The following is a 14,602-nucleotide window of genomic DNA, read 5'->3' as shown; positions in this document are numbered from 1 at the left end:
AGGAGGAGAAATGGACATCCTAATCTGTGATGATGAGCCTCTAGCAGTAGAGCGATTGTCACGTTTAGTCACTCAACTTGGACATCAAGTGGTTGCGAAAGCTTCACATGGTCAACAAGCGATTGACTTGGCTCAAAGCCTCGAGCCTGATGTCATCTTACTAGATATACAAATGCCTGAAATGGATGGGTTGACTTGCGCGAAATTGTTGCGTGAATTAGACCCCATGCCCGCTATTATTTTTTGCACTGCATATGATCATCATGCACTTGATGCATTTAAATCGAATGCAGAGGGATATTTACTAAAACCAGTTATGCAACAGGAATTGCAGCAGGTTTTAGATCATTTAACTAAATTAACCCAAGCTCAATTGAGCACGATAAAACAAAAAGAAAATATGGACGAAATTAAAATCAGCCGCCATCAAATCGCGGCAAAGACTTATCGTGGTGTAGAACTGGTCCCTGTGGAAAATATTTATTATTTTCTTGCAGATCAGAAATATGTCACTGTTCGGCATAAAAATGGCAATGTACTTATTGATGAAACGCTGAAGGATTTAGAGCATGAATTTGGTGATCGCTTTATACGCATTCATCGCAATGCCTTGGTGTCTGTGAGCTTTTTAGATGGTTTGGAAGTCGTAAGCTCAGGGCAATATCAGGTGCGTTGTCGAGATTTAGAAGAGCGTTTGGCGGTCAGCCGTCGACATTTACCAAATTTACGTGAGCGAATACAAAAATTATAGGGCAAGGGTCAAAGCACATTGCGAATTAAGCTTGCATTTTCAACTGAGCAAGTTAAGTTTAGAATAATAGCCCTATAGACTGTATTTTAAAATTTATGAATATCCTTAAGATCGCAACTCGACAAAGCCCGCTTGCACTTTGGCAGGCGGAACATATTCGTGCACGCTTAGAAGCACTTCATGCAAATTTGAAAGTTGAGTTGGTGACCTTTGTGACTCAAGGTGACAAGATTCTAGATACCCCCTTAGCCAAAATTGGGGGGAAAGGATTATTTGTAAAAGAATTAGAAGCGGCATTGTTGGATGGTCGTGCAGACTTGGCAGTTCATTCGATGAAAGATGTGCCAATGGCCTTGCCTGAAGGTTTAAGCTTGGCCGTGATTTGTGAGCGTGAAGACCCATTAGATGCTTTCGTTTCAAATACCTATAACAGTTTTGATGAGTTGCCACAGGGTGCGAAGGTGGGAACGTCGAGCATGCGCCGCAAATGCCAAATTTTAAAACAACGTCCAGACCTTGAGATTATTGATCTGCGTGGCAATGTGGGTACGCGTTTATCTAAACTCGATGCGGGTAACTATGATGCGATTATTTTGGCGAGTGCAGGGCTGAAGCGTTTGGGCTTAGCAGAGCTTATTCGTCATACTCTTGAGCCTGTTGTGAGTTTACCTGCAGTTGGACAAGGCGCATTGGGCCTAGAATGTCGTAGCCAAGATCAAGCTGTATTGGATTTAATTTTGCCCTTAATGCACGCAGAGACCAATGCCTGTGTACGCGCAGAACGTGCTTTTAATGCATATCTAGAAGGTGGCTGCCAAGTACCGATTGCAGGTTATGCAACCTTAGAAAATGGTCAGATTCATTTGGAAGGTCGTGTCGGTAGTGTTGACGGTCAAACCTTGTTGAAAGCACAGCAAGTAGGTCTTCCCGAACAAGCTGAACAGTTGGGTGTCAAATTGGCCCAAGACTTGTTAGCCCAAGGTGCAGGTGAAATTTTAAAGGCACTGTATTAATACATGCTTTTTATCAATACACGTCCAGCAGATCGTGCAACGCAGCTTAGCTTGACGCTGCGCTCTGCGGGTGTTGCTGTGGCTGAGCTTCCATTACTTGAGCTCAAGCCACGGGCATGGTCAGAAGCATTGGCAGCGTGCTACGCTCAGTTGAGTGCTGCGGATGTATTGGTTGTGGTGAGCCCCTCTGCGGTCACCTTTGGTATGCAAGGTCTGCGTAAAGCAGGCATCTCACTTGAGCAGCTCGAACATACGCAATGGATTGCAGTCGGTGACGCAACCGCAGCAAAGCTGGCTGATTATGGCATTCACAGTGTTGTGCCGCAGGTGGAAACCTCAGAGGGAATGCTCACCTTAAGCCATTTAGAACAATTAGAGGCCGGGGCTTGTGTAGCGTTTTGGCGCGGTGAAGGTGGTCGTCAATTTATGATGCAGCAGTTGCTAGCACGTGGCATTCAGATTCTCAATTTTGTGCTATACGAACGGCATCTACCGGAAGAGACCACTCAAAAAGTAAAAACACTCATTTCTGAACATCAGTTGTCATCTCCGTATTGTATGTTGATCACCAGTGAGGCCAGTTGGCTCAATTGGCTTGACTTGATTCAGTCGCATTTATCAGTGCTGAGTCATGCACATTTTTTAGTTTTAGGTGTAAGGTTGTTCGAGCTACTTGAGCAAAGTCGTATAACACTGAACAAAGATTTTAAAATTATTCAACTCGAAGATTTAAACGCGACACACATATTGCAGCATGTGCAAGTCGTGCAGGGAAATACATGAAGAAGTTGTTTGTCGTTGTGGTCATTGTCGCCGTACTTTGGTTGGCTAAACTCAGTTTTGACTTGTTTCAGGTCAATGCTCAACAAACCGAACTGATGCAACAACAAACTTTATTGCAACAGCGCAATGCAGGTTTGAATGATCAGGTCGTGGCTTTGAAACGCCAGTTGAATGGCACAACGACCGAGATGTCGGCTGCAACGACATCGAATGCTTCGATTGCTGCTGAGGCGACCCATAGTATTGAGCCAATGATGGTTGTGGGCCAGCAACTTGATTTGGTTGAATTTGCCATGCAGCAACAACAATTTGCTGTCGCTTTAGAAAAATTAAACCAATTAGACCAACAATTAGATCAGTTGAGCTTGGCACCTGCACTGCGTATGAGTTTGCATCAGGTGATTCAAAAAGACCGTGAGACCTTAAAGCAATATGTGACAGAGCGTCAGTTGCAATCTGATAAAGTGAAAAATACCCTGCAATCCATCGATCAATTGTTAGAAAAAGAAATATTAAAGCCCTATAGTTCAAAAGAGCAGCAAAAAGGTCTTTCTTTTTGGCAAAAATGGATTCAAGTCGAATCAGTCGAACAACCGAGTCCCGTATTAATGCAGCGTAGCTTGGTATTAAAAGAAATGCAGTTACGTTTAATTTTGGCTCAGCAAGTTTTAAATCAAGGACAATATCCTCAATTTCAACAAGAAATCACTGAAATTATGCAAATTATGCAGCAATTGCCAGATGCTTCATTAAAACCGATACGCCAACGTCTAGAACAATTAAAGGACATTCCGGTTATTTCTGTACCGCTATTAAATACTCGGGCACTCATAGGATAATCGACTATGAAACATATTTTATTGGCCTATTTATTTATTAGCTTATTGGTTGTTGCCATTATTAGTTTGCTGAGTTTTGGACATGGTGCAGGCTATGTCTATTTATACTGGCGTGAATGGCAAGTTCAATCCAATATTTGGTTTTTAGCATTATTGCTGGCACTACTGAGTTTGTTCGTGCAAATGCTTTGGTATGCGGTTAAACGCTATTTAAGTCGAGAGCAGCGTAAATCTGAAACAGTCTTTAGTTTTAATAAACTGCATCCCTATGAACAATTGGCTGTCATTTGGCTTTTAAATGCTGCGCAAGATCAAAAAAACTTTATTCAGCAAGCTTTTACTGAGTCTGGATTATTAAAAGGGGTGATTGATGCGCGTTTATATTGGATTCAGCAACAATATGAAACAGCATTAAATGCATTAACTCAGACCAATCCAATGGCTTTTGAACTCGCAGAATTGCAACGGATTGAAATTTATTTATCCCAACAAGAGGGTGAAAAGGCTTTAACGCATCTCGAATTTTTGAATCAACATGAATTATCGCCATGGTTGCAAAAAGTCAGCACTGCCTATGAGCAGCGTTTAACCACGCTATGGGGCATGTTTGCGTTGCAGTTTCCTTGGTTGTATTTGCGTTCGACACGTTATGGACATTTAGATGAGCTGACAAAACAAGCTTGGTTGGAGCAATTATTATCTGCATTTGATCAAGCTGATGTCGATGACTTACAGCATTTAAAGCAGCGTTATTTGGATTTGCAAGATCAAATAACAGAGCGTAAATATGCGGTCAAAGTGTTGTGGTTAAAAGTCTTGTCTCGTATGCCAGAGATGAGTCAGGAACATGAGCAATTGGCTATTCATTTACTTGAACAGCAATTTAACAAAGAAGTGTTCTTTTTGTGGTTCCAGCAAAAAATGCTGAAGCAAAACCCTGACTATGTGGCTGTAGAACAGCAGATTCAACGTTGGGAAGAAAAGTATCCTGCGCTGCCTGTTTTTAGTTTTGCAAAATGGAATATTTACCAAGCGACAGCACGTCAAGCTGAAGCAGATGCATTGTTAGAATTATATCCAGATGATGTATTAATGAGTTATTTACGCATCAAGTCAGCCTTAAATCAGCAGGATGACTTGATCAAACAATTAAATTTAATATTTGAAAATAATGCCAATTTTATGGAAATTCGAATATAAGGACATTATATGCAAGAAGATTTAGCTCAATATTCATTGGTTCATACTCAACACGTCGCTTGGGGGGATATGGATGCTTTTGGTCATGTAAATAACGTGCATTATTATCGTTATATGGAAAGTGCGCGGATTGGTTATTTAGATCAGTTGGATATATTTAATCAGTCTGTGGTTACGGTTGTGGCTTCAAGCCAGTGTAAATATTTAAGCCCCGTGGTTTATCCTGATATTTTAAAAGTGGCAACGCGCGTTGAAGAATTAAGAAATAGTGCATTTCGTATGAGTTATATATTATGGAGTGAACAGCAACAAAAAATCGTTGCAACAGGCGATGCGGTTATTGTGTGCGTGGATAAAACTACCCTACAAAAAACTTCAATTCCAGAAAGTATAAAGACCAAAATAAAAGCTTTAGAGATTTCAGTGGGAAATAATATTTAAATACAATTTAACTTTATATATTTTAAGGAGTCGTGTTAAAATATTGTAGTAAAATGAAAATTATTTATTGAATAAAAATTTTATTATAATATTATGAGCGAGTTTTCATAAGCATTATTAAAATGAAATTTCGGAGTTAAAGATTATGCCTGATATTAGTAATTTATCAGTTGAAGAGTTAAAGAAGCTTCAAGTAGAAGCTGAAGCACTGATTGCATCTAAAAAAGATCAAGCGATTGAAGATGCGTACAACCGTATTGTTGAAATTGCAGAAAATTTAGATTTAAGTGTTGAACAAATCCTTGAATTTGGTTCAAGCAAACGTAAAAAATCAACTCGTAAAGCTGTTGAGCCACGTTACCGTAGCAAAACCAATGCAGATGACACGTGGACCGGTCGTGGTAAACAACCGCGTTGGTTAGTGGCTGAATTAGAAAAAGGCGCGAAACTAGAAGACTTCTTAATTTAAGAATAATTCATGAAATCGTCATATCCTGAGTTCAGGATAATTAAACCAGGCATTTGCCTGGTTTTTTTATCTCTTTGAATTGGCTATGCAGAAAAAGTATGCATAATGTGTCTATAAAGAAAAATGTTTAAATGATGGAAAAAAATTGATGGATCGGTTGTGGTGGGATGATCAATAAAACTAATAATATTCGGTGGCTCATTTTTGCTGCGATCAGTTTTTTAATTTTCGTTATGCTGCAAGTACCTGCAGCTTGGCTCATTACAAAATTTTATAAAAATAACCAAATGCTACATAACGTCAGTGGCAATATTTGGCACGGGCAAGCAGATTGGACACGAGGAAATTTGAAAGGCTCGTTAAACTGGAGCACACGCCCGTGGGACTTGATCTTATTGCGCTTGGGTGCAAATGTTGAGATTCATAGTGGCAATACCAAACTACAAGGTGTGATGGGTTATGGTTTTGGTAAAAGTATTAGTATTAAAAACTTAGAGGGTCAAATTGCTCCTGAAACCTTAAAAAGTTTTGCCGATTGGCAATGGCCAACGAATGCCATTCAATTAAATGATGTGCAGTTTAAATATAAGCCACAACAGGGATTTAGTCAGTCATCAGGTGAGATGCAGTGGGCAGGCGGGGATTTATCCTTTAGCTTTGCACAGCGTCAAGAGTCAATGAATGTGCCTGCCATGTTGGCCCAATTAAAAGATGATAATGGCAAATTATCGATTGATGTTCGAGATCAACGTGAACAAAAAATGATGAATTTGTCACTTGAGCCAGACCTCATGTTGGATGTGCAATTAACCCAGCGCTTTTTGATGAATGTTGCTTCCTATGAAGGTAAGGCAGGATTAGATACGTATGTGATTAGTTCGCGTCAACCCCTATTGAGTGGGGTGAACTGATGGCTGACTATTTAGAAAAAATCCGCGAGATCAATTGGAAGCAAACAGATCGTCTTGCACCTGTGGTCTTGGCTTTAATAATTTTGTACCTGTGCTGGAAGTTAGCCGCTTTATTTTGGTTATTGATTGCACCGCCACAAGCCATGCAGTTAGACCGAGTTGAATTGGGTTCACAGCAAACGCAAGTTCCTAATATTAGCTCTTTTGCCTTGTTTCAGGAAAACCGCAGTTCAGCAGCTGACGCGCAGTTAAATATGGTGTTACAAGGTGTGGTGGTTGGACAGCCAAGTCGCTACTCGTCGGCAGTGATTAAGGTTAATGAGAGTTCAGATCGCTACTTGGTTGGAGAAACCATTCAAGGTTCATCATATCAACTGGCTGAAGTGTACTGGGATAAGGTGATTTTAACGCAGGGTAATGGTGCACGGCGTGAATTAGCGTTCCAAGGCATTGAAAACGGATTAGATCAACCGATTGTCCCTACAGCCAATGCAACATCAGGCGGATCTTTGCAGAATAACAGCATGCAAAATACAACTGATCCTGCAAATTCAGGGCAAAGCACCACGCAGTCCGCGATTGGTCAGGCCGTACAACGTATGACTGAAAATCGTGAACAATATATGCAGGAAATGGGGGTAAATCCATCAGGTAATGGTGGATTTGAGGTTTCAAACCGAACACCTGCTGCCTTGAGAAATAAATTGGGTTTGCAACCGGGTGACCGCATCATGTCTTTAAATGGGCAGGCGGTCGGTGCGGGACAATCTGAGGCGCAATTATTAGAACAAGCCCGCCGTGAAGGGCAGGTGAAACTTGAAGTCAAACGTGGTGATCAAGTGATGACCATACAACAGGATTTTTAGTGATGTCTCATCACTTTATAGGGTTAGGAAACACAGGCGTATATGGCTTTATTTAATAATAACCGTTCAACTTTAGCTGCCTATGCCATGGTGCCCTTGGTTGCTATGGTTAGCACAGCAAGTTATGCACAAACTTGGAAAATCAATTTACGTGATGCAGATCTTACGGCATTCATTAATGAAGTCGCAGATATCACGGGGAAAAATTTTGCAGTTGACCCACGGGTACGAGGAAATGTAACGGTTATTTCCAATAAGCCTTTAAATAAAAATGAAGTCTATGACCTGTTTCTCGGTGTATTGAATGTCAATGGCGTGGTGGCGATTCCATCGGGCAACACCATTAAACTGGTTCCAGACAGTAATGTAAAAAGCTCGGGCATTCCTTATGATGCGCGCCACCGTGCGTCTGGAGACCAAATTGTCACCCGAGTAATTTGGCTTGATAACACCAATGCCAACGACTTAATTCCAGCCCTACGTCCACTGATGCCGCAATTTGCACATTTGTCAGCAGTGGCGGGGACCAATGCGCTGATCGTCTCAGACCGTGCTAGTAATATTTACCAGCTCGAAACGATTATTCGTAATTTAGATGGAACGGGTCAAAATGATATCGAAGCCGTGACGCTGCAATCGAGTCAGGCCGAAGAAATGATTGGGCTGTTAGAGTCGATGAGTTCGACCGGCGCATCAAAAGACCCGAAAGGTTCACGAATTCGTATTATTGCGGACAATCGAACCAATCGTATTATCATTAAAGGTGATACAGCGACACGTAAGCGTATTCGTAAGATTATTGAGACCTTAGATGTGCCTGCTGCAGATCGATTGGGTGGATTGAAAGTTTTTCGTCTAAAGTATGCAAGTGCCAAAAACTTGTCAGAAATCTTACAAGGCTTGGTCACAGGGCAGGCCGTTTCGAGTACAAATTCATCGAATAGCTCAAATAGCAGCACGATGAACAGTTTAATGAATGATAGTAACAGTTCGAATTCACAGTCATTCAGTTCACAAAATAACACCAGTTCAGGTATTAACCTCAACAGTAATAACTCTTCCAATAATACGCAAAACGGTATCTCAAGCTTTAATGCCAATGGCGTGAGTATTATTGCTGATGCCACACAAAATGCACTGATTGTGAAAGCAGATCCGCAGCTCATGCGTGAAATTGAATCTGCGATTCAGCAGCTCGATATTCGTCGTCAGCAAGTGCTGATCGAAGCGGCGATTATTGAAGTTGAAGGCACGGATACCGATCAGCTCGGTGTGCAATGGGCGTTGGGAGATATCAGTAGTGGTATCGGCTTAATTAACTTTGATAACTTTGGTTCTAGTTTAAAAAATATTGCCGCAGGTTATTTAACTGGTGGTGCTGCGGGTGCGGGTAGCGCGGTGAGTGCGGGTACTTCTGTAGTTCTTGGTGATTATCGTGAAGGCAGTGATGGTTCGCGCAAACTCTATGGTGCGATGATTCAGGCCTTAAAAGAAAAGACCAAATCCAATTTATTATCTACACCGTCGATAGTGACGATGGACAACGAAGAAGCCTATATTGTGGTGGGTGAAAACGTTCCATTTGTGACAGGTTCGGTCACCACCAATGGTGGTACAGCCAATCCGTATACATCGATTGAGCGTAAAGATGTCGGTGTTACTTTGAAAGTTGTGCCGCATATTGGTGATGGCGGCTCGGTGCGTTTAGAGGTCGAGCAAGAAGTTTCTGATGTAAAAGACAATAAAGGTCAAGCGTCGGACTTAGTTACGACTAAACGTGCGATTAAAACCTCGATCTTGGCAGAGCATGGTCAAACGATTGTGTTGGGTGGTTTGATCTCGGACAATACATTGCATGGGCGTCAATCCGTTCCGGGGCTCGGGGCTATTCCTGTACTGGGCAAACTTTTTAGCTCGGAAGGAAAATCCAACAGTAAACGCAATTTGCTGATCTTTATTCATCCGACCATTGTTGGAAATTCTGCTGATGTGAAGAAAATGTCTCAGCAACGTTACAGTCAGCTCTATAGTCTGCAACTGGCACTGGATAATGACGGTAATTTTGCGAAATTACCTGAAAATGTGGACGATGTGTATCAGCAGCGCATACCTGTTTCAAAAGGTACAGCACCAGCCCCTGTGTATAAGACGGTACCTACAGCACCACAAACCACACAGCCAGCGGCAGTGGTCTCCACGCCAGTCGCCATTGAACCTGCAGTGAAGCGCCAAACCATAACCGTACCGAATGGCAAAGTGGCGGAAACGCCTTAGGTTAGACAGTAGGGTGGTTTAGCTTTGAAACCACTGCATGCTATGATGAAAAAAACGAGCAATAGAGAATTAACTTCATGACTTGGAAAATTCAAGCAATTTCTGGTGATTTAACAGGACAAGAAATTAGTATTGAGCGAGATATGTTGGTGGGTCGTCATCAACAAGCAGATATTGTTTTACAAGAATCTGATGTATCGCGTAAACATGCTGCCTTTGTACTGAAAGATCAGGCACTCTGGTTGCAAGATCTCAATTCATCCAATGGGACGTTTATTAATGATGTCCGTTTGACTGGTGAATCACTTTTAAAAGAAGGTGATATTGTACAGTTTGCCAGTGTGAAGTTTAGTTTATTGGCTCCAGCTAAAGCTGTTCAGATCCCAGCGGATATTGAACAAAGCGTTGAAGCGTTGCAAACAGAAGAAATTACACCTGTTCAGCAGCCGTCTGAAGCTGTTGCGGTTTCTGAAACTGCGGCACAAGAACCTGTTGTTAAAACGTCTGAAACTGAGACACAAGAGCCTATCGTTAAAACTGCAGCACAACAAATGAATGATCAAGGGATGCCAGAGTTGAAAGAGCGTGATGGTTCAGTTCAATTGACTCGTGATGGTATGCCGACCAATGTGGGTGTGCCTAAACCTGCGCCAATCCCTGAGGGAATTGACATTACTGCTGCTCCGAAAAATGAAGCATGTGATGTAGAAATTCCAGCGACATGTGTAGAGCAAGAGCGTGAAGCGCAAAAAAATGCCTCTGTAGGCTTAATCTCAGTCATTGTTTTAATCATTCTTGCAATTATTGCATGGGTGTTGTTTAAATAAACCGAGACATTCCTCAAAAGGCATGCATGGGCATGCCTTTTTTATGGGGAAAATTTACAAAAAAATAGAGGGATATTATGTTTGAAGTTCGTTTAGCAGAACGCCAAATGATTTTATTTGATCTGGATGGAACGCTAGTCGATTCAGCATCTGACTTACATCGTGCGATGAATATGAGTCTAAATGCGTTGCAATTACCTTTGGTCACAGAAGAGCAGGTGCGAAACTGGATTGGGAAAGGGACTTCATTATTTTGTCATAGCGTACTTGAATACTTGACCGGAAAGGTGGATGCCGCACAGCACCATCTTTTACTGGAAACTTTTCTAAAGATTTACAATGCCGATCCTTGTGTCTTGACGCAGCCCTTTGACGGCATTCTATCGTTCTTGGATTGGGCAAAAGCAGAGCAGAAAATTCTGATTTGTGTAACCAATAAACCAGAGCAACCGGCACGCAGTATTGTGCAAGCACTGGGTATGCATGATTACTTTGATGATGTGATAGGCGGAGATCGTTTTGAAGAGCGGAAACCACATCCCAAGCAGCTAGAGTATTGTGCGGAACATTATGCCTTACCAAAACAGCAAATTTTGATGGTGGGTGATTCTGTCAATGATGTAGAGGCAGCACGTCGTGCTGGTATTGATTGTATTGTGGTCAGCTATGGCTATAATCATGGTGAAAATATTCGAGATTGTCAGCCGCAGCATGTGGTCGATAACTTAAAAGAATTATTGGGTTGAAATAATTAGGGTTAAGGAAGTGAAAATGAGCAAGTGTGTAGGTTTTCGATGGCGTCACTCAATCAGCATGAGAAGAAATTAACTGAAATTGACCACGCGAAATATAGAGAAACCGAGATGACTACACAAACTCAATTTGAACAACTGAAAGCTGCTGGATATAACTTGATTCCAGTCTATCGTCAGCGCTTGGCAGATACAGAAACTCCGCTGTCTGTCTTTGCGCGATTAAAACAACATAAACAAGCCTATTTATTTGAATCTGTAGAGGGTGGCGAAAACTGGGCACGTTACTCCATTATTGGTTTGGGTGAGTCCACCGTATTTTCGTGTAATGAAGGGCAGTTGACCGTTCAACATGTTGATGGTTCGATTGAAAAACAACAATGTGCAGACCCATTTCAATACATCCGTGACTTCCAAGCACAATATAAAGTCCCTACACAGCAAGATTTGCCTGCGTTACCGAGCTTTACCGGTGGATTGGTTGGATACTTTGGTTATGACGCTGTGCGTTATATCGAACCGAAGCTCAATAATGTGCCAGAAGCTGACCCAGTCGGGATTCCAGATATTTGGATGATGCTATCTAAAACCGTCATTGTCTTTGATAACCTCAAAGATACTTTATTCTTAATTGTACATGCCGATGTAAATGATGCTGAGGCCTATACCCAAGCGCAGCAACAATTGGATGAGCTAGAAGAACTTTTGGCAACCCCAATTGCACTCAAAGCAAATAAGCATACTGCACCACAGTTTGAATCCATCACTGGACATGACAACTTTATTGACTCTATTGCAAAAGTAAAAGAGTACATTAAAGCCGGTGATGTGATGCAGGTTGTGCCAGGTCATCGTATGGTATCCGATTTTGATGGTGAGCCTTTACAGGTCTATCGTGCACTACGTCACCTCAATCCATCGCCATATTTGTTCTTGGTGCAAGGGCAGACACTAGAAAATGACATTCCTTTTCATATCGTCGGTTCATCACCTGAAATTTTGTCCCGTTTAGAAAATGGTGTGGCAACAGTTCGTCCTTTGGCGGGAACGCGACCACGAGGTAAAACAAAAGAAGAAGATTTAGCGCTAGAAAAAGATTTGCTATCTGATGAAAAAGAAATTGCAGAGCATTTGATGTTGATCGATTTGGGGCGAAATGATGTTGGACGCGTTTCTAAAATCGGTAAAGTTCACGTGACTGATCAAATGGTGATCGAACGTTATTCGCATGTCATGCACATTGTGTCAAATGTGCAAGGTGAAGTACGTGATGATGTCGATGCTTTGGATGTTTTTAAAGCAACATTCCCTGCGGGCACACTTTCAGGCGCACCAAAAATCCGCGCTATGGAAATTATTGACGAAGTTGAACCAGTAAAACGTGGAATTTTTGGTGGTGCTGTTGGTTATTTAGGCTGGCATGGTGAAATGGACATGTCGATTGCGATTCGTACCTGTGTAATTCGTGAAAATAAGGTCTATGTTCAAGCTGGAGCAGGGGTGGTGTATGACTCTAATCCTGAATCAGAGTGGAATGAAACCCAAATAAAAGCTCGCGCAGTGATCAAAGCGGTTGAATTATCATCAAATGGATTGATTTTATGAGTTTTTCACGTTTTTTTTAGAAAAAACACTTGCAAGGATTTCAAGATTTGCTAAACTGCACACCGTTCCGATACGAAACGTACGAAACACTAAGAAACGCCGGCATAGCTCAGTTGGTAGAGCAACTGACTTGTAATCAGTAGGTCCACAGTTCGAATCCGTGTGCCGGCACCATCTTAGAAAGTTTGAGAGTGAGTAGAAAGAACGACACTGAAGTAAGTGTAAAATGGTGAGGTTCCCGAGCGGTCAAAGGGGGCGGACTGTAACTCCGCTACGAAAGTTTCGAAGGTTCGAATCCTTCCCTCACCACCAATTTTAAGACTTCAATAAGTGGTTTGTACCAACATCGTGCGGGAGTAGCTCAGTTGGTAGAGCGGTAGCCTTCCAAGCTACATGTCGCGAGTTCGACCCTCGTCTCCCGCTCCATATCTATTGAAGTGCTTATATTTGCTCTTATAGCTCAGTGGTAGAGCACTCCCTTGGTAAGGGAGAGGTCTCGAGTTCAAATCTCGATAAGAGCTCCAGATTTTACAGTTTAGCAACTTTAAATGTTGCGCAAGATTCCAGAAGCAGGCTTTTTAGTCTGCTTTTCAAGTATTGGGTGTTTATTTTTTTAGGCGATATGTCGGAGCTGGGTTTTACTCAGAATTGTGTTCGACGTAAACGAGGAAGAAAAGCATGGCTAAGGCTAAGTTTGAACGTAATAAGCCACACGTTAACGTGGGCACAATCGGTCACGTTGACCATGGTAAAACGACTTTAACAGCTGCGATTGCAACTGTATGTGCAAAAAAATTCGGTGGTGAAGCGAAAGATTACGCTGCAATCGACTCTGCACCAGAAGAAAAAGCACGTGGTATTACAATTAATACTTCACACGTAGAATACGATTCTCCAATCCGTCACTACGCTCACGTAGACTGCCCAGGTCACGCCGATTATGTTAAAAACATGATTACTGGTGCTGCGCAAATGGATGGTGCGATCCTTGTATGTGCTGCGACTGATGGTCCAATGCCACAAACTCGTGAACACATCCTTCTTTCTCGTCAGGTAGGTGTACCTTACATCGTTGTATTCTTAAACAAATGCGACCTTGTTGACGACGAAGAGCTTCTTGAATTAGTAGAAATGGAAGTTCGTGAACTTCTTTCTACTTATGACTTCCCAGGCGACGACACTCCAGTAATCCGTGGTTCTGCTCTTGCAGCGCTTAATGGTGAAGCTGGTCAATACGGCGAAGATGCTGTAGTTGCTCTTGTTGAAGCTCTTGACTCTTACATCCCAGAACCAGAACGTGCTATCGACCAAGCATTCCTTATGCCAATCGAAGACGTATTCTCAATTTCAGGTCGTGGTACAGTAGTAACTGGCCGTGTTGAAACTGGTATCGTGAAAGTAGGCGAAGAAGTTGAAATCGTTGGTATTAAAGATACAGTTAAAACAACTGTAACTGGCGTAGAAATGTTCCGTAAACTTCTTGACGAAGGTCGTGCGGGCGAGAACTGTGGTGTTCTTCTACGTGGTACTAAACGTGAAGACGTTCAACGTGGTCAAGTATTGGCTAAACCAGGTACAATCAAACCGCATACTAAATTCGACGCAGAAGTATACGTACTTTCTAAAGACGAAGGTGGTCGTCATACTCCATTCCTTAACGGTTACCGTCCACAGTTCTACTTCCGTACAACTGACGTAACTGGTGCAATCGCGCTTAAAGAAGGCGTTGAAATGGTTATGCCTGGTGACAACGTAGAAATGTCAGTAGAATTAATCCACCCAATCGCAATGGACGCTGGCTTACGCTTCGCGATCCGTGAAGGTGGCCGTACAGTTGGTGCGGGTGTTGTTTCTAAAGTAACTGCATAATA

Annotated in this window: 14 protein-coding genes and 4 tRNA genes; all 18 read left to right on the top strand. The window is 42.2% G+C overall.

From position 1 onward, the window contains the following. Nucleotides 1–10 precede the first annotated feature (10 nt). The 18 genes from FTT72_RS09750 (at nt 11) to tuf (ending at nt 14,600) form a co-directional block, all read left to right on the top strand. Nucleotides 11–751, top strand: a complete 741-nt coding sequence (locus FTT72_RS09750; RefSeq protein WP_180012128.1) for a LytTR family DNA-binding domain-containing protein — start codon at nt 11–13, stop codon at nt 749–751. A 95-nt stretch (nt 752–846) separates the two neighbouring features. After that, nucleotides 847–1,764, top strand: coding sequence for a hydroxymethylbilane synthase (gene hemC, locus FTT72_RS09745; RefSeq protein ID WP_218953483.1), 918 nt, complete (start codon nt 847–849; stop codon nt 1,762–1,764). A gap of 3 nt (nt 1,765–1,767) precedes the next feature. Further along, nucleotides 1,768–2,547 (top strand): uroporphyrinogen-III synthase, encoded by a 780-nt coding sequence (locus FTT72_RS09740; RefSeq protein ID WP_180106151.1) that lies wholly within the window; start codon nt 1,768–1,770, stop codon nt 2,545–2,547. Next, complete coding sequence (locus FTT72_RS09735; RefSeq protein ID WP_180007023.1) at nt 2,544–3,386, top strand: hypothetical protein; 843 nt, start codon at nt 2,544–2,546, stop codon at nt 3,384–3,386. The genes FTT72_RS09740 and FTT72_RS09735 overlap by 4 nt, the downstream gene beginning before the upstream one ends. A gap of 6 nt (nt 3,387–3,392) precedes the next feature. Next, nucleotides 3,393–4,586 (top strand): heme biosynthesis protein HemY, encoded by a 1,194-nt coding sequence (locus FTT72_RS09730; RefSeq protein ID WP_180178285.1) that lies wholly within the window; start codon nt 3,393–3,395, stop codon nt 4,584–4,586. Between the two features lie 9 nt (nt 4,587–4,595). Continuing rightward, entirely contained in the window at nt 4,596–5,027 is a 432-nt protein-coding gene (locus FTT72_RS09725) for a thioesterase family protein (RefSeq protein ID WP_180036137.1), read from the top strand. Between the two features lie 142 nt (nt 5,028–5,169). Beyond that, nucleotides 5,170–5,496 (top strand): H-NS family nucleoid-associated regulatory protein, encoded by a 327-nt coding sequence (locus tag FTT72_RS09720; protein WP_078190459.1) that lies wholly within the window; start codon nt 5,170–5,172, stop codon nt 5,494–5,496. Between the two features lie 167 nt (nt 5,497–5,663). Beyond that, entirely contained in the window at nt 5,664–6,407 is a 744-nt protein-coding gene (gspN, locus tag FTT72_RS09715; protein WP_180092862.1) for a type II secretion system protein N, read from the top strand. After that, the gene (locus FTT72_RS09710; protein ID WP_180178284.1) at nt 6,407–7,273 is read left to right on the top strand and encodes a type II secretion system protein N; all 867 of its coding nucleotides are present in this window, start codon (nt 6,407–6,409) and stop codon (nt 7,271–7,273) included. The genes gspN and FTT72_RS09710 overlap by 1 nt, the downstream gene beginning before the upstream one ends. 42 nt (nt 7,274–7,315) lie before the next feature. Beyond that, the gene (gene gspD, locus FTT72_RS09705; RefSeq protein ID WP_180002842.1) at nt 7,316–9,547 is read left to right on the top strand and encodes a type II secretion system secretin GspD; all 2,232 of its coding nucleotides are present in this window, start codon (nt 7,316–7,318) and stop codon (nt 9,545–9,547) included. 77 nt (nt 9,548–9,624) lie between these two features. Then, complete coding sequence (locus tag FTT72_RS09700; RefSeq protein ID WP_180012116.1) at nt 9,625–10,374, top strand: FHA domain-containing protein; 750 nt, start codon at nt 9,625–9,627, stop codon at nt 10,372–10,374. Nucleotides 10,375–10,451: 77 nt separating this feature from the next. Next, nucleotides 10,452–11,120, top strand: a complete 669-nt coding sequence (locus tag FTT72_RS09695) for a phosphoglycolate phosphatase (protein ID WP_180002846.1) — start codon at nt 10,452–10,454, stop codon at nt 11,118–11,120. 117 nt (nt 11,121–11,237) lie between these two features. Beyond that, nucleotides 11,238–12,731 (top strand): anthranilate synthase component I, encoded by a 1,494-nt coding sequence (gene trpE / locus FTT72_RS09690; RefSeq protein ID WP_180178292.1) that lies wholly within the window; start codon nt 11,238–11,240, stop codon nt 12,729–12,731. Between the two features lie 98 nt (nt 12,732–12,829). Beyond that, nucleotides 12,830–12,905, top strand: a tRNA-Thr gene (locus FTT72_RS09685). A 54-nt stretch (nt 12,906–12,959) separates the two neighbouring features. Then, nucleotides 12,960–13,043, top strand: a tRNA-Tyr gene (locus FTT72_RS09680). A gap of 38 nt (nt 13,044–13,081) precedes the next feature. Further along, a tRNA-Gly gene (locus FTT72_RS09675) sits at nt 13,082–13,157 on the top strand. Between the two features lie 23 nt (nt 13,158–13,180). Then, nucleotides 13,181–13,255 (top strand) — tRNA-Thr (locus FTT72_RS09670). Nucleotides 13,256–13,409: 154 nt separating this feature from the next. After that, entirely contained in the window at nt 13,410–14,600 is a 1,191-nt protein-coding gene (gene tuf / locus FTT72_RS09665) for an elongation factor Tu (protein WP_180002848.1), read from the top strand. The last annotated feature ends 2 nt before the right edge of the window (nt 14,601–14,602 follow it).

It is taken from the genome of Acinetobacter sp. YH01005 (assembly GCF_013420465.1).
In the GTDB taxonomy this organism is placed as follows: Bacteria; Pseudomonadota; Gammaproteobacteria; order Pseudomonadales; family Moraxellaceae; genus Acinetobacter; species Acinetobacter amyesii.
This window is presented reverse-complemented; position numbering and strand designations above follow the sequence as displayed.